Source organism: Sphingomonas sp. NIC1, assembly GCF_001638925.1.
GTDB lineage: Bacteria > Pseudomonadota > Alphaproteobacteria > Sphingomonadales > Sphingomonadaceae > Sphingomonas > Sphingomonas aquatilis.
On the sequence record NZ_CP015521.1, the window covers coordinates 2,549,607 to 2,563,049 of the forward strand.

The following is a 13,443-nucleotide window of genomic DNA, read 5'->3' on the forward strand; positions in this document are numbered from 1 at the left end:
GATCACCGGCAGAGAGATGCGTGGGACGATGAACATCGGAACACGTACGGGGTGAGCGTTGAGGAGACTCGTGATGAAGGCCTGGCTTCTGACGTTGGCGTTTATGGCCGTGCCCGCAATCGCACAGGAGGCGCCACCGTCCACGCCGCTGCCCCGCGTCGCGCTCGACACCACCGCGGGCCGGATCGTCATCGAAGCGGATACGCAGCACGCGCCGATCACGGCCGGCAATTTCCTGAAATATGTCGACGGCAAGCGGCTGGATGGCGTCGTCTTCTACCGTGCGGTCAAGGTCGCGGACAAATTCGGCTTCGTGCAGTTCGGCGCCAACGGCGATCCCAAGCGCGTGCTGCCGCCGATCAAACATGAGCCCACGACGCAGACCGGACTACATCATACCGATGGCGCCTTGTCCGTCGCGCGCTTCGCGCCCGGCACCGCACGCGGCGACTTTACCATCAGCGTCGGCGATCAGCGCGCCTCGCTTGACGCCGATCCGTCGAAACCGGGCGACAATCTGGGCTATGCCGCCTTCGGCCACGTGGTCGAGGGGATGGATGTGGTGACGAAGATCATGGACGCACCCGTCTCTCCCACCGCGACGATCCAGGGATCGTTCAAGGGCGAGGTGCCTGTGGCGGCGGTAAAGGTCATCACCGCGCGGCGCCTGCCGGTGGGGATTGCGGTCAAGCCTTGAGGCGGGGGCGGTGATCTGACGAAGGGGCGGTCGAAATGTCGACCGCCCCAGTTGCCTTATTGTTGCGTGAGGTCCTGGTTCTTGACCTCGCCGCCAGTCCCGCTGTTGCCGTCGAACTCGCCGGTGTCCGTGAAGCGCACCGGCTCTGGGCCGCCTTCGCCGCGCGCGACCGCGTCGGCGCGTGCTTCGACTGCCTGTTCGATATCGCTGCGCTCGTCCTCGCGCGTATCCGCCCGCAGCGCATCGGGATTGCCCTCGGGCGCATCGTCCGGCAGCGCCTCGACCGTGTCGTTGTGCCGATCGGTCATATCAGATCTCCGCCGGCTGCGACGTGCCGGGATCGCCAGCGGGCGTGGTGGGCGAGGGGATGTCGACGTCGGGCGTCGGCGGCGTGATTTCGGGCGGCGGTGCGCTCGGCTGGACCGGCTGGCTGGGCTGGGCGGGCGTTTCGGGTGGGGGCTGGGTGGCCATGGTGACACTCTCCTTCACCCCGCCAAACGTCCCGCAGGCCAGCGGGTTGCGGCGCCCCTTGCTTGCACGCGCCGTGCTGGTATAGACGCGCGCCCAAGGGAATGCCCTTCGAAGTAACGCTTCGATGGGATTCCTATCGGCGGGTCCTTCGTGCGGGCGTGGCGGAATTGGTAGACGCAGCAGGTTTAGGTCCTGCCATCGCAAGATGTGGGGGTTCGAGTCCCTTCGCCCGCACCAGTCCCGCCGCTCCGAGCGCGGGACGGCAGCTAAAGATTTTTCGTCAGATTTCTCAAGATTGAAGGCCGGATATGCAGACTGTCGAGACGTTGAACGAGGGCCTGAAGCGCACCTACACGCTGACCATCACGCCGAAGGACATCGATGCCAAGGTCGATGCCGAAGTGAAGCGCGTCGCGCCGCAGGTGAAGATGCCCGGCTTCCGTCCCGGCAAGGTGCCCGTGAACCTGGTGCGCAAGATGCACGGCGAGGCGCTGGCCGCCGACGCGCTCAACAGCGCGATCCAGGAAGGCGTACAGTCGCTGATCGCCGACAAGCAGCTGCGCCCCGCGATGCAGCCCTCGGTCGCGCTGAACGACGATTACGCGCCGGGCAAGGACGCGGTCGTCACCGTCGAGATGGAAGTGCTGCCCGCCGTGCCGACTCCGGCGATCGACGCGCTGAAGCTGGAGCGTCTGACCGTGCCCGTCGCCGACGAAGCGGTGGACGAGCAGCTGCAGAAGTTCGCCGACCAGTCGAAGAAGTGGGACGATGCGGCTGAGGACAAGGCGGCCGAGATGGGTGACCTCGTCACCGTCGACTTCGTCGGCAAGACCAGCGACGGCGTTGCGTTCGACGGCGGCACCGGCACCGACATGGGCGTCGAGCTCGGCTCGGGTCGCCTGATCCCGGGCTTCGAGGACCAGCTCGTCGGCGTGAAGCTGGGCGAGGAAAAGACGCTCAACGTCACCTTCCCGGAAGATTATGGCGCCAAGGAACTCGCCGGCCAGCCCGCGACGTTCGACATCACCGTCAAGAAGATCCAGGTCGCTGGCGAAAGCAAGATCGACGAGGATCTGGCCAAGAACCTCGGCCTCGAGAGCCTCGAGCAGCTGCGTGGCCTGATCAAGGGTCAGATCGAGCAGGAGCATAACGGCCTCACCCGCACCCACATGAAGCGCAAGCTGCTCGACCAGCTCGCCGAGGGTCACGATTTCGAAGTGCCGCCGTCGATGGTCGAAGCCGAGTTCGCGCAGATCTGGCAGCAGCTGGAGCATGAAGCGACGCACGAGGAAGACCCCGCCGCGGCGATGGCCGAGATGGAAGCCGAGCGCGACGATTACCGCAAGATCGCCGAACGCCGCGTGCGCCTGGGCCTGCTGCTGTCGGAAATCGGCCAGGCGAATGGCGTCGAAGTGACCCAGCAGGAAATGAACCGCCTGATCGGTCAGGCCGCGCAGCAGTATCGCGGCGAGGACCAGCGTCGCTTCATCCAGTACATCCAGCAGGAGCCGATGGCGGCCGCCCAACTGCGTGCGCCGCTGTATGAGGACAAGGTCGTCGACTTCCTGTTCGGCAAGGCCGAAGTGACCGATCGCGACGCGACCCGCGAAGAGCTGGAAGCCGCGATCGAGAGCGAAGACGGCTTCGCCACCGGCACGCACAGCCACGACCACGACAACCACAAGCCGCGCAAGTCGGCGAAGAAGGCCGACGCGGGCGCCAAGGACGAGGGCGGCGAAGCCAAGCCCGCCAAGAAGGCTGCGGCGAAGAAGCCGGCCGCCAAGGGCGAAGACGCCGGCGCGGTGGAAGCGCCCGCTGGTGACGAGGCGGCTCCCGCCAAGAAGCCGCGCGCCAAGAAGGCTGCCGCGCCTGTCGAGGCCGAAACCGCGGTGACCGAATCGTCGCCGGAAGCGGCCGAAGCCGCCGAGGGCACCGAAGCCGCCGACGCGCCGGCAAAGAAGCCGCGCGCGAAGAAGGCCGCGGCGAAGACCGAAGGCTGATCATGATCGGGGGAGGGGGCTTCGGCTTCCTTCCCTTCTTCGTCATCCCGGCGAACGCAGGGATCCATGGACGCGCGCGGCTGGCGGTGGACCCGCTCCCGATGTTCCGTATCCATGGATCCCGGCGTCCGCCGGGATGACGAGTATCTGGGTATACGGCTCCGTGAGGGTGGAGGCATGAGCATCGTGACGCAGCCGACGATCGCAGTCCTGCTGCCCTGTTACAACGAAGCCGCCGCGATCGGACAGACGGTGGCCGGCTTTCGCGCTGCGCTGCCGGATGCGACCATCTACGTCTACGACAACAATTCCACCGACGCGACGATCGCCGTCGCGCGTGAGGCTGGCGCGGTCGTGCGCACCGAACGCATCCAGGGCAAGGGCAATGTCGTCCGCCGGATGTTCGCGGACATCGATGCCGACGTTTATGTGATGGCCGACGGCGACGCGACTTATGACGCGGCCTCGGCACCGGCGCTGGTCGCGCGGCTGCTGTCCGAGCAATGCGACATGATCGTCGGCAGCCGGGTCAGCCAGGTGCAGGAAAGCTACCGCCGCGGCCATCGCTTCGGCAATGCGCTGCTCACCGGCATGCTCGCGCGCCTGTTCGGGCGCAGCTTCACCGACATATTGTCCGGCTATCGTGTCTTTTCGCGTCGGTTCGTCAAAAGCTTCCCATCGCTGTCGTCGGGCTTCGAGATCGAGACCGAGATCAGCGTCCACGCGCTCGAACTCAAAATGCCCTGTGCCGAGATCGAAACGCCCTATTATGCGCGTCCGGAAGGGTCGGCGTCGAAGCTCAGCACCTATGGCGACGGCTTCCGCATCCTCAACACCATCCTGACGCTCTACCGGATCGAACGGCCGTTGCTGTTCTTCGGCGCGATCGGGGCATTGTTTGCGGCGGTGGCGGTCGTGCTCGGCGTGCCGCTGGCGATCACGTACATGCACACGCATCTGGTGCCGCGTTTCCCCACCGCCGTCCTCATCACCGGGCTGATGATCATCGCCGCGTTGTGCGGCTTTGCGGGGCTGATCCTCGACACGGTGGTGCGCGGCCGGCGTGAGGTGCGCCGGCTTGCCTATCTGGGACACAAGGCGCCCCAAAGCGGGGCTTGAACTCCCCCGCGCGAGCGCCGATGTTGGCGGCCTCAAGGGCATAAGAGAGACTTTCATGCACAATCCGTTCGAGACCGGCGATTTCGCGAACCATCTGGGGCGCGCAGGCCTTGGCTTGCAGCAGACTCAGGCTGGCCTCGTGCCGATCGTGATCGAACAGTCGAACCGCGGCGAACGCTCGTTCGACATCTTCAGCCGCCTGCTGCGCGAGCGGATCATCTTCGTCACCGGCGGTGTCGAGGACGGCATGGCCAGCCTGATCACCGCGCAGCTGCTCTTCCTCGAGTCCGAGAACCCGAAGAAGGACATCTTCATGTACATCAACTCGCCGGGCGGTGTCGTCACGGCGGGCATGGCGATCCACGACACGATGCAGTATATCCGTCCGCGCGTCGGCACGGTGTGCATCGGTCAGGCGGCGTCGATGGGCAGCTTCCTGCTCGCCAGCGGTGAACCCGGCATGCGCGTCGCGCTCACCAACGCGCGCATCATGATCCATCAGCCGTCGGGCGGCGCGCAGGGCATGGCCAGCGACATCGAAATCCAGGCCAAGGAAATCCTGCGCATCCGCAAGCGGATGAACGACCTGTACGCGCAGTACACCGGCCAGCCGCTCGAGGAGATCGAGCGTCGCATGGACCGCGACACGTTCCTGGAAGCCAATGAAGCCAAGGAGTTCGGCCTGGTCGACGAGGTGTTCGACAAGCGTCCGACCCCGGCCGAAGACGTCGCCCAAGCGGCCTGAGAACACGCCTGGGCGTGACTTTAGTGACTTTTCGACGTTGTGATATGCGTACCGGCCGGTCTACCATGACCGGCCTCACCAGCGGGGAAAGCCCCGCGACAAGGAAGTGTGAATGACGAAATTGAGCGGTGGCGACTCGAAGAGCACCCTCTATTGCTCGTTCTGCGGCAAGTCGCAGCACGAGGTGCGCAAGCTCATTGCGGGACCGACCGTGTTCATCTGCGACGAGTGCGTCGAGCTGTGCAACGACATCATCCGTGAAGAGACGAAGTCCGCGCTCGTCAGCAAGAAGGACGGCGGCGTTCCCACGCCCCAGGAAATCTGCAACGTCCTCGACGACTACGTCATCGGCCAGAAGCAGGCGAAGCGCGTCCTGTCGGTGGCGGTCCATAACCACTACAAGCGCCTGAACCACGGTGCTAAGGGCGCTGACGTCGAGCTCGCTAAGTCGAACATCCTGCTCGTCGGCCCGACCGGCTGCGGCAAGACGCTGCTCGCGCAGACGCTGGCGCGCATCCTCGACGTGCCGTTCACGATGGCGGATGCGACGACCCTGACCGAGGCCGGTTACGTCGGCGAGGACGTCGAGAATATCATCCTCAAGCTGCTTCAGGCGTCCGACTATAACGTCGAGCGGGCGCAGCGCGGCATCGTCTATATCGACGAGATCGACAAGATCAGCCGCAAGGCCGAAAACCCCTCGATCACGCGCGACGTGTCGGGCGAGGGCGTGCAGCAGGCACTGCTGAAGCTGATGGAAGGCACGACTGCCAGCGTTCCGCCGCAGGGTGGCCGCAAGCATCCGCAGCAGGAATTCCTGCAGGTCGACACGACGAACATCCTCTTCATCTGCGGCGGTGCGTTCAGCGGCCTCGAAAAGATCATCGGCGACCGCCTGCAGGGCAAGTCGATCGGCTTCGGTGCCTATGTCGCCGCGCCGGAAGAGAAGCGGACTGGTGAGTATCTGCGTCAGACCGAGCCGGAAGATCTGCTCAAGTTCGGCCTGATCCCCGAATTCGTCGGCCGTCTGCCGGTGATCGCGACGCTGGAAGACCTCGACGTCGAGGCTCTGGTCAAGATCCTGAAGGAGCCGAAGAACGCGCTGGTCAAGCAGTACCAGAAGCTGTTCGAGATGGAGCAGGTGGAACTGGGCTTCACCGACGATGCACTCGTTGCGGTCGCCAAGAAGGGCATCGAGCGCAAGACCGGCGCCCGCGGCCTGCGGTCGATCCTGGAGGGCATATTGCTCGACACGATGTTCGACCTGCCCGGCATGGACGGCGTCGACGAGGTGATGATCGACAAGGACGTGATCGAGGGCCGCAAGGAACCGATCCGCGTCTATGCCGAAAAGAAGAAGGACGGCGCCGGCGCGGCGGCGTAAGATTGTAAGACGGTAAGGGAAGGGGCGTCGCGAAAGCGGCGCCCTTTTTCGTTTGGGATTGTGAGCAGTTGCGTGTGTCGGGCGAGGGCTGCCTCCCCACGGCGTCACCCCGGACTTGGTCCGGGGTCCACCCGGCGGCGAGGGGAAGGCCAGAGGCTCTATTGGCACCCTTGCGGCTCGGTGGACCCCGGAACCAGTCCGGGGTGACGGGGTGGGGATGGCTATGTCGCGCCCCACCCAAGGACCCGCCGTCCACACGCGTCGTTAACGCCCCGTCCGCCATAACCGGCGCCGACGACACAGGAGCTATGCGTGGTAGGAACCCGGATCGAGACGGCACCGGCCCAGAGCCCCGGCTGGCGCGGCGGTGCGGGGCCGCTCGCCATCCTGCCGCGCGTGCTGTTTCGCGACGAACGGCCGTGGCTGGCGATCCTGGTCGGCTGGCTGCTGACGATCGCGGGCAGCACGCTGATCGGCTGGATCGTCGCCCGTTTCGCGCCCGACAATAGCGGCCCCGACTTCGGCGACGTCTCGGGCACCACCAAGCTGTTCCTGATCGCGCTGTTCAGCCCCGTGGTCGAGACGATGATCATGGCCGGTGTCCTCGGCCTGCTGCTTCGCTTCCTGCGGCCGTGGCACGCGGTCGTCGCCAGCGCCTTGCTATGGGGCATCGCGCATAGCCTGTCCTCGCCCTGGTGGGGCGTGGTGATCTGGTGGCCGTTCCTGATCTTCTCGACGCTCTACGTCACCTGGCGCCCCCACGGCGCCTGGCGCGCCATGGCCATCGTCGCCTCGGTCCACATCCTACAGAACCTGTTCCCAGCGCTTCTGATCGTCATGGGCAAGTGATCGTGTAACGAGGCAGGCGCCGTGTCGGGGTTGAGGGCGACGGCGGTTGCCAACATCGCGATCCGTCCGATCTCCTCCGTCGCCGTGTTGAGCTGCCTGTCCCGATAGCGGGGGTCGGGAGCGCAATTGCCTCCGATCGCGAGGCGCAACCTAGAGCAGCGGTAGGTGAAGCCGTCCCTCGCGAGGCGCCCGTCATGGGGAGCTTTCGTGGCGTTGGAGCATTGGCTTTGCGTAACGATCCGGGAGGCGATGACAGACGTGGCAGGGGCAGCGAACGACGGCACGGTGGCGCATGGTGGCAAGGGGTGGCTGGGCTTGCCCCTGTGGTCGCTGGCGTTTCCGATCGTGGGGGTGCCGGCGGTGCTCGTATCGCTATATGCCATGGGGACGATCGGGCTGATCGCCGCTGCGGTGATCCTGATCGGGGCTGTCGTGTCCGCGGTGCATCAGGCCGAAGTCGTCGCGCACCGCGTCGGTGAGCCCTTCGGCACGTTGGTGCTGGCGGTCGCGGTGACGGTGATCGAGGTATCGCTGATCGTGTCGCTGATGGTGTCGGGATCGGGCGACGTGTCCGCGCTGGCGCGTGACACGGTGTTCGCCGCGATCATGATCATCCTGACCTTCATCATCGGGCTGTGCCTGCTGACCGGCGGGGTGATGCACGGCGAGCAACGCTTCACCCTGCGCGGGATCAGTGCGGCGCTGGCGACGCTGGCGGCGCTGACCGTCCTATCGCTGATCCTGCCCAATTACACGACCAGCGCGGCGGGGCCGACCTATGCCCCCTCGCAGCTGATCTTCGTCGCAGTGGTCAGCCTCGTCCTCTACGGCACGTTCGTGCTGGTGCAGACGGTGCGGCACCGCGACTATTTCCTGCCCGCCGGCGATGTCGAGCCGGAGGCGCATGTCGCGCCGCCTAGCGACCAGACCGCATGGGCGGCGTTCGGCGTCCTGCTCGTCGCGCTGGTCGTCGTCGTGCTGCTCGCCAAGGGGCTGTCGGCGAAGATCGAGCAGGCGGTGATCTCAGCGGGCCTGCCGCTCGCGGTGGTCGGCGTGATGATTGCGGGGCTGGTGCTGGCGCCCGAGAGCCTCGCGGCGTTCAACGCGGCGCGGCGTGACCGGTTGCAGACCAGCCTGAACCTCGCGCTAGGATCCGCGCTGGCAACGATCGGCCTGACGATACCCGCGGTCGCGATCGTCAGCCTCGTGCTGGGGTTGCCGCTGGCGCTCGGCATCGGCGCCAAGGCGATGACGCTGCTGGCGCTGTCGCTGTTCGTGACGACGATCTCGCTCGGGACCGGGCGGACGACGATCTTGCAGGGGGTCGTCCACCTCGTCATCTTCGCCGCCTATCTGTTCACGACAGTGGTGCCCTGACGTCATGCGGCTTGCGACGGGACGCGATCGGAGTGCGGTTGCCGGCATGCTGGCGCGCGCCTTTCAGGACGATCCGGCTTTCGGATATATCTTTCCCGATCCGGCGACGCGGGCGCGGCAGCTGCCGCGGCTGTTCAGGCTGCTGTATGACAGCGACGGTGAAGCAGGAATGCGGCTGGTGAGCGAGGGCGGCGAGGCGGCGACGCTGTGGCGCGGGCCGGGACGGGCCGCCATGGGGTGGGGCGAGATCGTCCGCCATCTGCTACCCTTCGCGGGCGCCCTTGGGACGGCCATACCACGCGCCTTACAGGTCAGCGGCGCGGTAGAGGCGCATATGCCGCAAAGCGACTTCTGGTATCTGCACATCGCCGGATGCGATCCCGCGGCGCAGGGCAGGGGCTTTGGTCGCCGTGCGCTGGTGGCCGGGCTGGAGCGGGCGGCCGGGCGAACGCCCTGCTATCTGGAGACCGCGACCGAACGCAATCTGGGCTTCTACGCGAGCGTGGGGTTTGCGGTGACCGACGAATGGCGCGTCGGACGGGACGGTCCACGCTTCTGGTCGATGCTGCGCCCTGCCGATCGGCGGTGAAGGGGCGGGGCAAGCATCTGGCGTGCCCCGCCCGAAACCGTCGCCCTTACAGCAGCTCCACCGCCATCGCCGTCGCTTCGCCACCGCCGATGCACAGCGATGCGAGGCCGCGCTTCTGGCCCGTCGTTTCCAGCGCAGACAGCAAGGTCGCGAGAATGCGCGCGCCGCTCGCGCCGATCGGATGGCCCAGCGCGCAGGCGCCGCCATGGATGTTGAGCCGCTCGGGATCGATGCCGAGATCGTGGATCGCGATCATCGAGACGGCGGCGAACGCCTCGTTCACCTCGAACAGGTCGATGTCGTCGCGGCCCCAGCCGGCGCGCTCCATCGCCTTGCGCATCGCGAAGACGGGGGCGGTGGTGAACAGGGCCGGCGCATGCGCGTGCGCGGCATGCGATACGATGCGCGCGATCGGGTTCAGCCCCAGCCGCTCGGCGACGCTGGCGCGCGTCATCACCAGCGCGGCGGCACCGTCGGAGATCGACGAGGCGTTGGCTGCGGTGATCGTGCCGTCGCGCGAAAAGGCGGGCTTCAGCGTCGGGATCTTGGCGATGTCGCCCTTGGCGGGCTGTTCGTCGAGCGCGACGGTGGTCGAGCCCTTGCGCCCCTTCACCTCGACGGGGACGATCTCGCGATCGAACGCGCCAGAGGCTTGCGCGGCCTGCGCGCGGGTGAGCGAGCGGATCGCATAATCGTCCATCGCGGCGCGCGTGAACTGATAGTCGGCCGCGGTATCCTCGGCGAAATTGCCCATCAGCTTGCCGGGTTCGTACGCGTCCTCGAGGCCGTCGAGATACATGTGATCGAGCAGGCGATCATGGCCGATGCGCGCGCCGCTGCGATGGGCCTTGGACAGATAGGGGGCGTTGGTCATGCTCTCCATGCCACCCGCGACCAGCATGTCGACCGATCCGGCGGCGAGCGCTTCGGCACCCATGATCGCGGCCTGCATGCCCGAACCGCACATCTTGTTGACCGTTGTCGCTTCGACGTGGGTGCCGAGGCCCGCGCCGATCGCCGCCTGCCGGGCGGGTGCCTGGCCGAGGCCGGCGGGCAGGACGCAGCCCATGTAGATGCGCTCGACCGCCTCGGCCGATACGCCTGCGCGATCGACGGCGGCCTTCACCGCTGCCGCGCCGAGCTCCGTGGCGGTCGCACCCGACAGTGCGCCTTGGAACGAACCCATCGGCGTACGGGCGTAGCCGAGGATGACGACGGGATCGGTGGACATAGGCTCTCCTGCGTTTCTACTGGGCCGGTGATCTAAAGGGTGGGAGGATCGGGGGCAATGATCGCCGCACGGATACAAACACCGCCCGGCGCTTTGTGGCGGGGTGGGAGAATTTATCGAGCCTTTACGGTGGTTTGCGTCGATCAGCGGGATGATCGCCGCGGCCGTCGTGGCCCTCGATTGGGGGCGGCGCGATACAGGCTGGGCGATGGCACTGTTCTGCCTGTCGGCAATCGCGTGGATCACCGGCGCGGTGCTGATGCGCGACTGGGCGCTGGGATCGCAGAATGTCGTGCTGCTCGGCATCGATCTGCTCGGGGTCTACCGCTACCTCATTCGCGGTCCGGAGCCTGCGGAGGAATGACGTGACCGCGGCGCTGTGGCCGCTGGGGCTGGGCGTTATGGGCGCGATCCTGGGCAGTTTCATCGCGGCGCTCGCGATCCGCTGGCCGGAGGAACGGTCGGTGATGCGGGGACGCTCCGCCTGCGACGCCTGCGGCGCGGCGCTGACCCCGCGCGAGCTGGTGCCGCTGGTGAGCTATGTCGTGCAGCGGGGCCACTGTCGGCGGTGCGGGGCGCGGATTGATCCGTGGCATCCGGGCGTGGAACTGGCGGCGGTCGCGATTGGCGTGCTGGCGGGGTTCGCAGCGCCGGGGTGGGATGGCGTGGCCGGCGCCGTGTTCGGCTGGTTGCTGCTGGCGCTCGCGGCGCTCGACGTACGCGCTTTCTGGTTGCCCGATCGGCTGACTGGCCTGCTCGGCGTAACGGGGCTTGCCGCAGGCTTGGCGAGTTTTGCGCCGACGCTGGACGAGCGGCTGATCGGCGGCATTGCCGGCTATGGGTCGCTCGCCGCGATCGCCTGGGGCTATCGGCGGTGGCGTGGGCGCGACGGGATGGGTGGAGGCGATCCGAAGCTGATGGGCGCGATCGGCCTGTGGCTTGGCTGGCGCATGCTGCCGGCGGTGCTCGTGATCGCGAGCCTGATCGGCCTCGGTGTCGCCCTGTTTGCCCGGGTGAGGGGCGCGAAGGTCACCGCCGATATGCCGCTGCCGTTCGGTGCGTTGCTCGCTATCGCAGCTTACGCAGCGTGGCTCGCCATGATAGCATTTGCGGCATGATGATCGCACCGTTGCTCGCCCTCGCACTCCAGGCGGCCGCGCCGGCCGCTCCGCCCATCGTGTCCGCGGCGTCGCCCCTGCTGGGGCCGATCGGCCAGCAGGCGCTGCCCGCCAAGGGATGTGCGGCCTATCTGTGGAGCACTGCCGATCGCCAATTGGTCGCGATGGCGAGCGTGGATCGTGCGACGCTGCGGGTGTCGGTCGGGGGCAAGACCATCGATCTGGCACGCAGCGCGGTCAGCGGCACGGCGCCGCTGGGGTTTGCGGCGAGCACCGAATATCGGGGTGAGGGGATGAGTGCTCGGCTGACGATGGATGTGGTCCAGCAGGAGGGGCTGACCGCGGGCGCCCGCGTGCCGAGCGGCGCGTTGCAGATCGATCGTCCCGGCGCCGACGGCGTCGTGGTGCCGGTCGCGGGCCTGATCGGATGCGCGGCATGACGCTGACGGATATCCTCGCGGCGCAGCGCCGCGCCTTCACCGCGGAGCTGCCGGTCGATGCCGCGACCCGCAAGGACCGCCTGCGCCGCGCGGCCGCGATGATCCGCGACCATGGCGACCGATTCTGCTCGGCGATGAGCGAGGATTTCGGCCATCGCAGCCCCCATCAATCGATGGTCACCGACATCGCCGGCTCGATCGCGCCGATCGCCTATGCGCTGAAACACGTCGATCGCTGGATGCGCCGCGAGAAGCGCAAGCTGGAGTTTCCGCTAGGCCTGTTGGGCGCGCGGGGCTGGATCGAATATCAGCCCAAGGGCGTGGTCGGCGTCATCGCGCCGTGGAATTTCCCGGTCAATCTGGTGATGGGGCCGATCGCGGGCGCCTTTGCCGCGGGCAACCGGGTGATGGTGAAGACCAGCGAATTCACGCCCGCCACAGCGGCGTTGTTCGAAGAGGTGGCGCCGCGCTATTTCGCGAGCGACGAGCTGGCGTTCGTCAGCGGCGGTGCTGATGTCGGCCAAGCCTTTGCCGCGCTGCCGTTCGATCACCTGCTGTTCACCGGTGCGACCGGGATCGGTCGACACATCCTGCACGCCGCTGCCGACAATCTGACGCCGGTGACGCTGGAACTGGGCGGCAAGAGCCCGGCGATCATCGGCAAGGGCGCCGACCTCCCCCGCGCCACCGAGCGGATCGCGATGGGCAAGATGCTGAACGCCGGGCAAATCTGCCTCGCGCCCGATTATGTGCTCGTGCCCGAGGCGCAGGAGCAGGCGGTCGTCGACGGCCTGACCCGCGCGGCGAGTGCGATGTATCCCACCCTGCTCGACAATCCCGATTACACCGCGATCATCAACGATCGGCATCACCAGCGCCTGACCGACTGGATCGACGATGCCCGCGCCAAGGGCGCGCGCGTCGAGGTCGTCAATCCGGCGAACGAGGCCATCGCGACTGCCAACGGGCGCAAGATGCCGCTGCATATCGTTCGCGACGTCACCGACGACATGATCCTGATGCAGGAGGAGATTTTCGGCCCGGTGCTGCCGATCGTCCGGTACGACGGGATCGATGCCGCGATCGACCGGATTAACCGCGGGGGACGGCCTTTGGGCCTGTATCATTTCGGTGGGGACGCCGCCGAACAGCGGCAGGTGCTCGACCGGACGATCTCGGGCGGCGTGACGCTGAACGACGTGGTCTTTCACGTGTCGATGGAGGATCTGCCGTTCGGCGGCGTCGGGCCGTCGGGCATGGGCAGCTACCACGGCATCCACGGTTTCCGTACCTTCAGTCACGCCAAGGCGGTGCTGCGGCAGCCGCGGATCGACGTCGCCAAGCTCGCCGGGATCAAGCCGCCGTATGGCAAGGCGATTCCCGCGGCCATCAAGCGGCAAATCCGGTCCTGACGGGATCGCTG

15 protein-coding genes and 1 tRNA gene are annotated in these 13,443 nt (G+C 66.9%); 13 read left to right on the forward strand and 3 right to left on the reverse strand.

The genetic code is table 11. The annotated features are described in order from the left end of the window. Window positions 1–103 precede the first annotated feature (103 nt). A complete protein-coding gene (locus A7E77_RS12050) occupies window positions 104–697 on the forward strand; it encodes a peptidylprolyl isomerase (protein ID WP_063689942.1) in 594 nt (197 codons plus the stop codon). Between the two features lie 56 nt (window positions 698–753). On the opposite strand, the gene A7E77_RS12055 is transcribed toward A7E77_RS12050, so the two are convergent. Both A7E77_RS12055 and A7E77_RS18030 read right to left on the reverse strand, forming a co-directional pair. Continuing rightward, window positions 754–1,005, reverse strand: a complete 252-nt coding sequence (locus A7E77_RS12055; RefSeq protein ID WP_063688287.1) for a hypothetical protein — start codon at window positions 1,003–1,005, stop codon at window positions 754–756. A 1-nt stretch (window position 1,006) separates the two neighbouring features. Further along, window positions 1,007–1,168, reverse strand: coding sequence for a hypothetical protein (locus tag A7E77_RS18030; protein WP_017978150.1), 162 nt, complete (start codon window positions 1,166–1,168; stop codon window positions 1,007–1,009). A gap of 152 nt (window positions 1,169–1,320) precedes the next feature. Between A7E77_RS18030 and A7E77_RS12060 the strand changes: the two genes are divergently transcribed. The 8 genes from A7E77_RS12060 to A7E77_RS12095 all read left to right on the forward strand — a co-directional run bounded on the left by A7E77_RS12060 (window position 1,321) and on the right by A7E77_RS12095 (window position 9,231). Continuing rightward, window positions 1,321–1,405: transfer RNA gene (locus tag A7E77_RS12060), tRNA-Leu, on the forward strand. A 71-nt stretch (window positions 1,406–1,476) separates the two neighbouring features. Next, window positions 1,477–3,168: a trigger factor gene (gene tig, locus A7E77_RS12065; protein ID WP_063688289.1), complete on the forward strand. Its 1,692-nt coding sequence runs from the start codon at window positions 1,477–1,479 to the stop codon at window positions 3,166–3,168. Window positions 3,169–3,345: 177 nt separating this feature from the next. Beyond that, window positions 3,346–4,287 (forward strand): glycosyltransferase family 2 protein, encoded by a 942-nt coding sequence (locus A7E77_RS12070; protein WP_063688291.1) that lies wholly within the window; start codon window positions 3,346–3,348, stop codon window positions 4,285–4,287. Window positions 4,288–4,342: 55 nt separating this feature from the next. After that, a complete protein-coding gene (locus A7E77_RS12075; protein ID WP_017978153.1) occupies window positions 4,343–5,032 on the forward strand; it encodes an ATP-dependent Clp protease proteolytic subunit in 690 nt (229 codons plus the stop codon). Between the two features lie 112 nt (window positions 5,033–5,144). Continuing rightward, window positions 5,145–6,416, forward strand: coding sequence for an ATP-dependent Clp protease ATP-binding subunit ClpX (gene clpX, locus A7E77_RS12080; RefSeq protein WP_017978154.1), 1,272 nt, complete (start codon window positions 5,145–5,147; stop codon window positions 6,414–6,416). A gap of 312 nt (window positions 6,417–6,728) precedes the next feature. Beyond that, window positions 6,729–7,265, forward strand: coding sequence for a hypothetical protein (locus A7E77_RS12085; protein ID WP_063688293.1), 537 nt, complete (start codon window positions 6,729–6,731; stop codon window positions 7,263–7,265). Window positions 7,266–7,514: 249 nt separating this feature from the next. Next, window positions 7,515–8,642, forward strand: a complete 1,128-nt coding sequence (locus A7E77_RS12090; RefSeq protein WP_063688295.1) for a calcium:proton antiporter — start codon at window positions 7,515–7,517, stop codon at window positions 8,640–8,642. A gap of 4 nt (window positions 8,643–8,646) precedes the next feature. Further along, window positions 8,647–9,231, forward strand: coding sequence for a GNAT family N-acetyltransferase (locus A7E77_RS12095; protein ID WP_063688297.1), 585 nt, complete (start codon window positions 8,647–8,649; stop codon window positions 9,229–9,231). Window positions 9,232–9,277: 46 nt separating this feature from the next. Here A7E77_RS12095 and A7E77_RS12100 read toward each other — a convergent pair whose 3' ends face one another. Further along, window positions 9,278–10,462, reverse strand: coding sequence for a thiolase family protein (locus A7E77_RS12100; RefSeq protein ID WP_063688299.1), 1,185 nt, complete (start codon window positions 10,460–10,462; stop codon window positions 9,278–9,280). A 151-nt stretch (window positions 10,463–10,613) separates the two neighbouring features. Between A7E77_RS12100 and A7E77_RS12105 the strand changes: the two genes are divergently transcribed. The 4 genes from A7E77_RS12105 to A7E77_RS12120 are packed head-to-tail and all read left to right on the forward strand — an operon-like array spanning window position 10,614 to window position 13,432. Then, a complete protein-coding gene (locus tag A7E77_RS12105; RefSeq protein ID WP_053111593.1) occupies window positions 10,614–10,826 on the forward strand; it encodes a hypothetical protein in 213 nt (70 codons plus the stop codon). 1 nt (window position 10,827) lies between these two features. After that, the gene (locus A7E77_RS12110) at window positions 10,828–11,580 is read left to right on the forward strand and encodes a prepilin peptidase (RefSeq protein WP_053111594.1); all 753 of its coding nucleotides are present in this window, start codon (window positions 10,828–10,830) and stop codon (window positions 11,578–11,580) included. Continuing rightward, complete coding sequence (locus A7E77_RS12115) at window positions 11,577–12,020, forward strand: hypothetical protein (RefSeq protein WP_053111595.1); 444 nt, start codon at window positions 11,577–11,579, stop codon at window positions 12,018–12,020. Before A7E77_RS12110 ends, A7E77_RS12115 begins: the two co-directional genes overlap by 4 nt. Further along, window positions 12,017–13,432, forward strand: a complete 1,416-nt coding sequence (locus A7E77_RS12120; protein WP_053111679.1) for a coniferyl aldehyde dehydrogenase — start codon at window positions 12,017–12,019, stop codon at window positions 13,430–13,432. The genes A7E77_RS12115 and A7E77_RS12120 overlap by 4 nt, the downstream gene beginning before the upstream one ends. The last annotated feature ends 11 nt before the right edge of the window (window positions 13,433–13,443 follow it).

What these genes read in the sequence shown, in the direction of transcription:
- A7E77_RS12050 (WP_063689942.1), top strand. Translation starts at nt 104, where the DNA reads ATGGCCGTGCCCGCAATCGCACAGGAGGCGCCACCGTCCACGCCGCTG.
- A7E77_RS12055 (WP_063688287.1), bottom strand. Translation starts at nt 1,005, where the DNA reads ATGACCGATCGGCACAACGACACGGTCGAGGCGCTGCCGGACGATGCG.
- A7E77_RS18030 (WP_017978150.1), bottom strand. Translation starts at nt 1,168, where the DNA reads ATGGCCACCCAGCCCCCACCCGAAACGCCCGCCCAGCCCAGCCAGCCG.
- tig (WP_063688289.1), top strand. Translation starts at nt 1,477, where the DNA reads ATGCAGACTGTCGAGACGTTGAACGAGGGCCTGAAGCGCACCTACACG.
- A7E77_RS12070 (WP_063688291.1), top strand. Translation starts at nt 3,346, where the DNA reads ATGAGCATCGTGACGCAGCCGACGATCGCAGTCCTGCTGCCCTGTTAC.
- A7E77_RS12075 (WP_017978153.1), top strand. Translation starts at nt 4,343, where the DNA reads ATGCACAATCCGTTCGAGACCGGCGATTTCGCGAACCATCTGGGGCGC.
- clpX (WP_017978154.1), top strand. Translation starts at nt 5,145, where the DNA reads ATGACGAAATTGAGCGGTGGCGACTCGAAGAGCACCCTCTATTGCTCG.
- A7E77_RS12090 (WP_063688295.1), top strand. Translation starts at nt 7,515, where the DNA reads ATGACAGACGTGGCAGGGGCAGCGAACGACGGCACGGTGGCGCATGGT.
- A7E77_RS12095 (WP_063688297.1), top strand. Translation starts at nt 8,647, where the DNA reads ATGCGGCTTGCGACGGGACGCGATCGGAGTGCGGTTGCCGGCATGCTG.
- A7E77_RS12100 (WP_063688299.1), bottom strand. Translation starts at nt 10,462, where the DNA reads ATGTCCACCGATCCCGTCGTCATCCTCGGCTACGCCCGTACGCCGATG.
- A7E77_RS12105 (WP_053111593.1), top strand. Translation starts at nt 10,614, where the DNA reads ATGATCGCCGCGGCCGTCGTGGCCCTCGATTGGGGGCGGCGCGATACA.
- A7E77_RS12115 (WP_053111595.1), top strand. Translation starts at nt 11,577, where the DNA reads ATGATGATCGCACCGTTGCTCGCCCTCGCACTCCAGGCGGCCGCGCCG.
- A7E77_RS12120 (WP_053111679.1), top strand. Translation starts at nt 12,017, where the DNA reads ATGACGCTGACGGATATCCTCGCGGCGCAGCGCCGCGCCTTCACCGCG.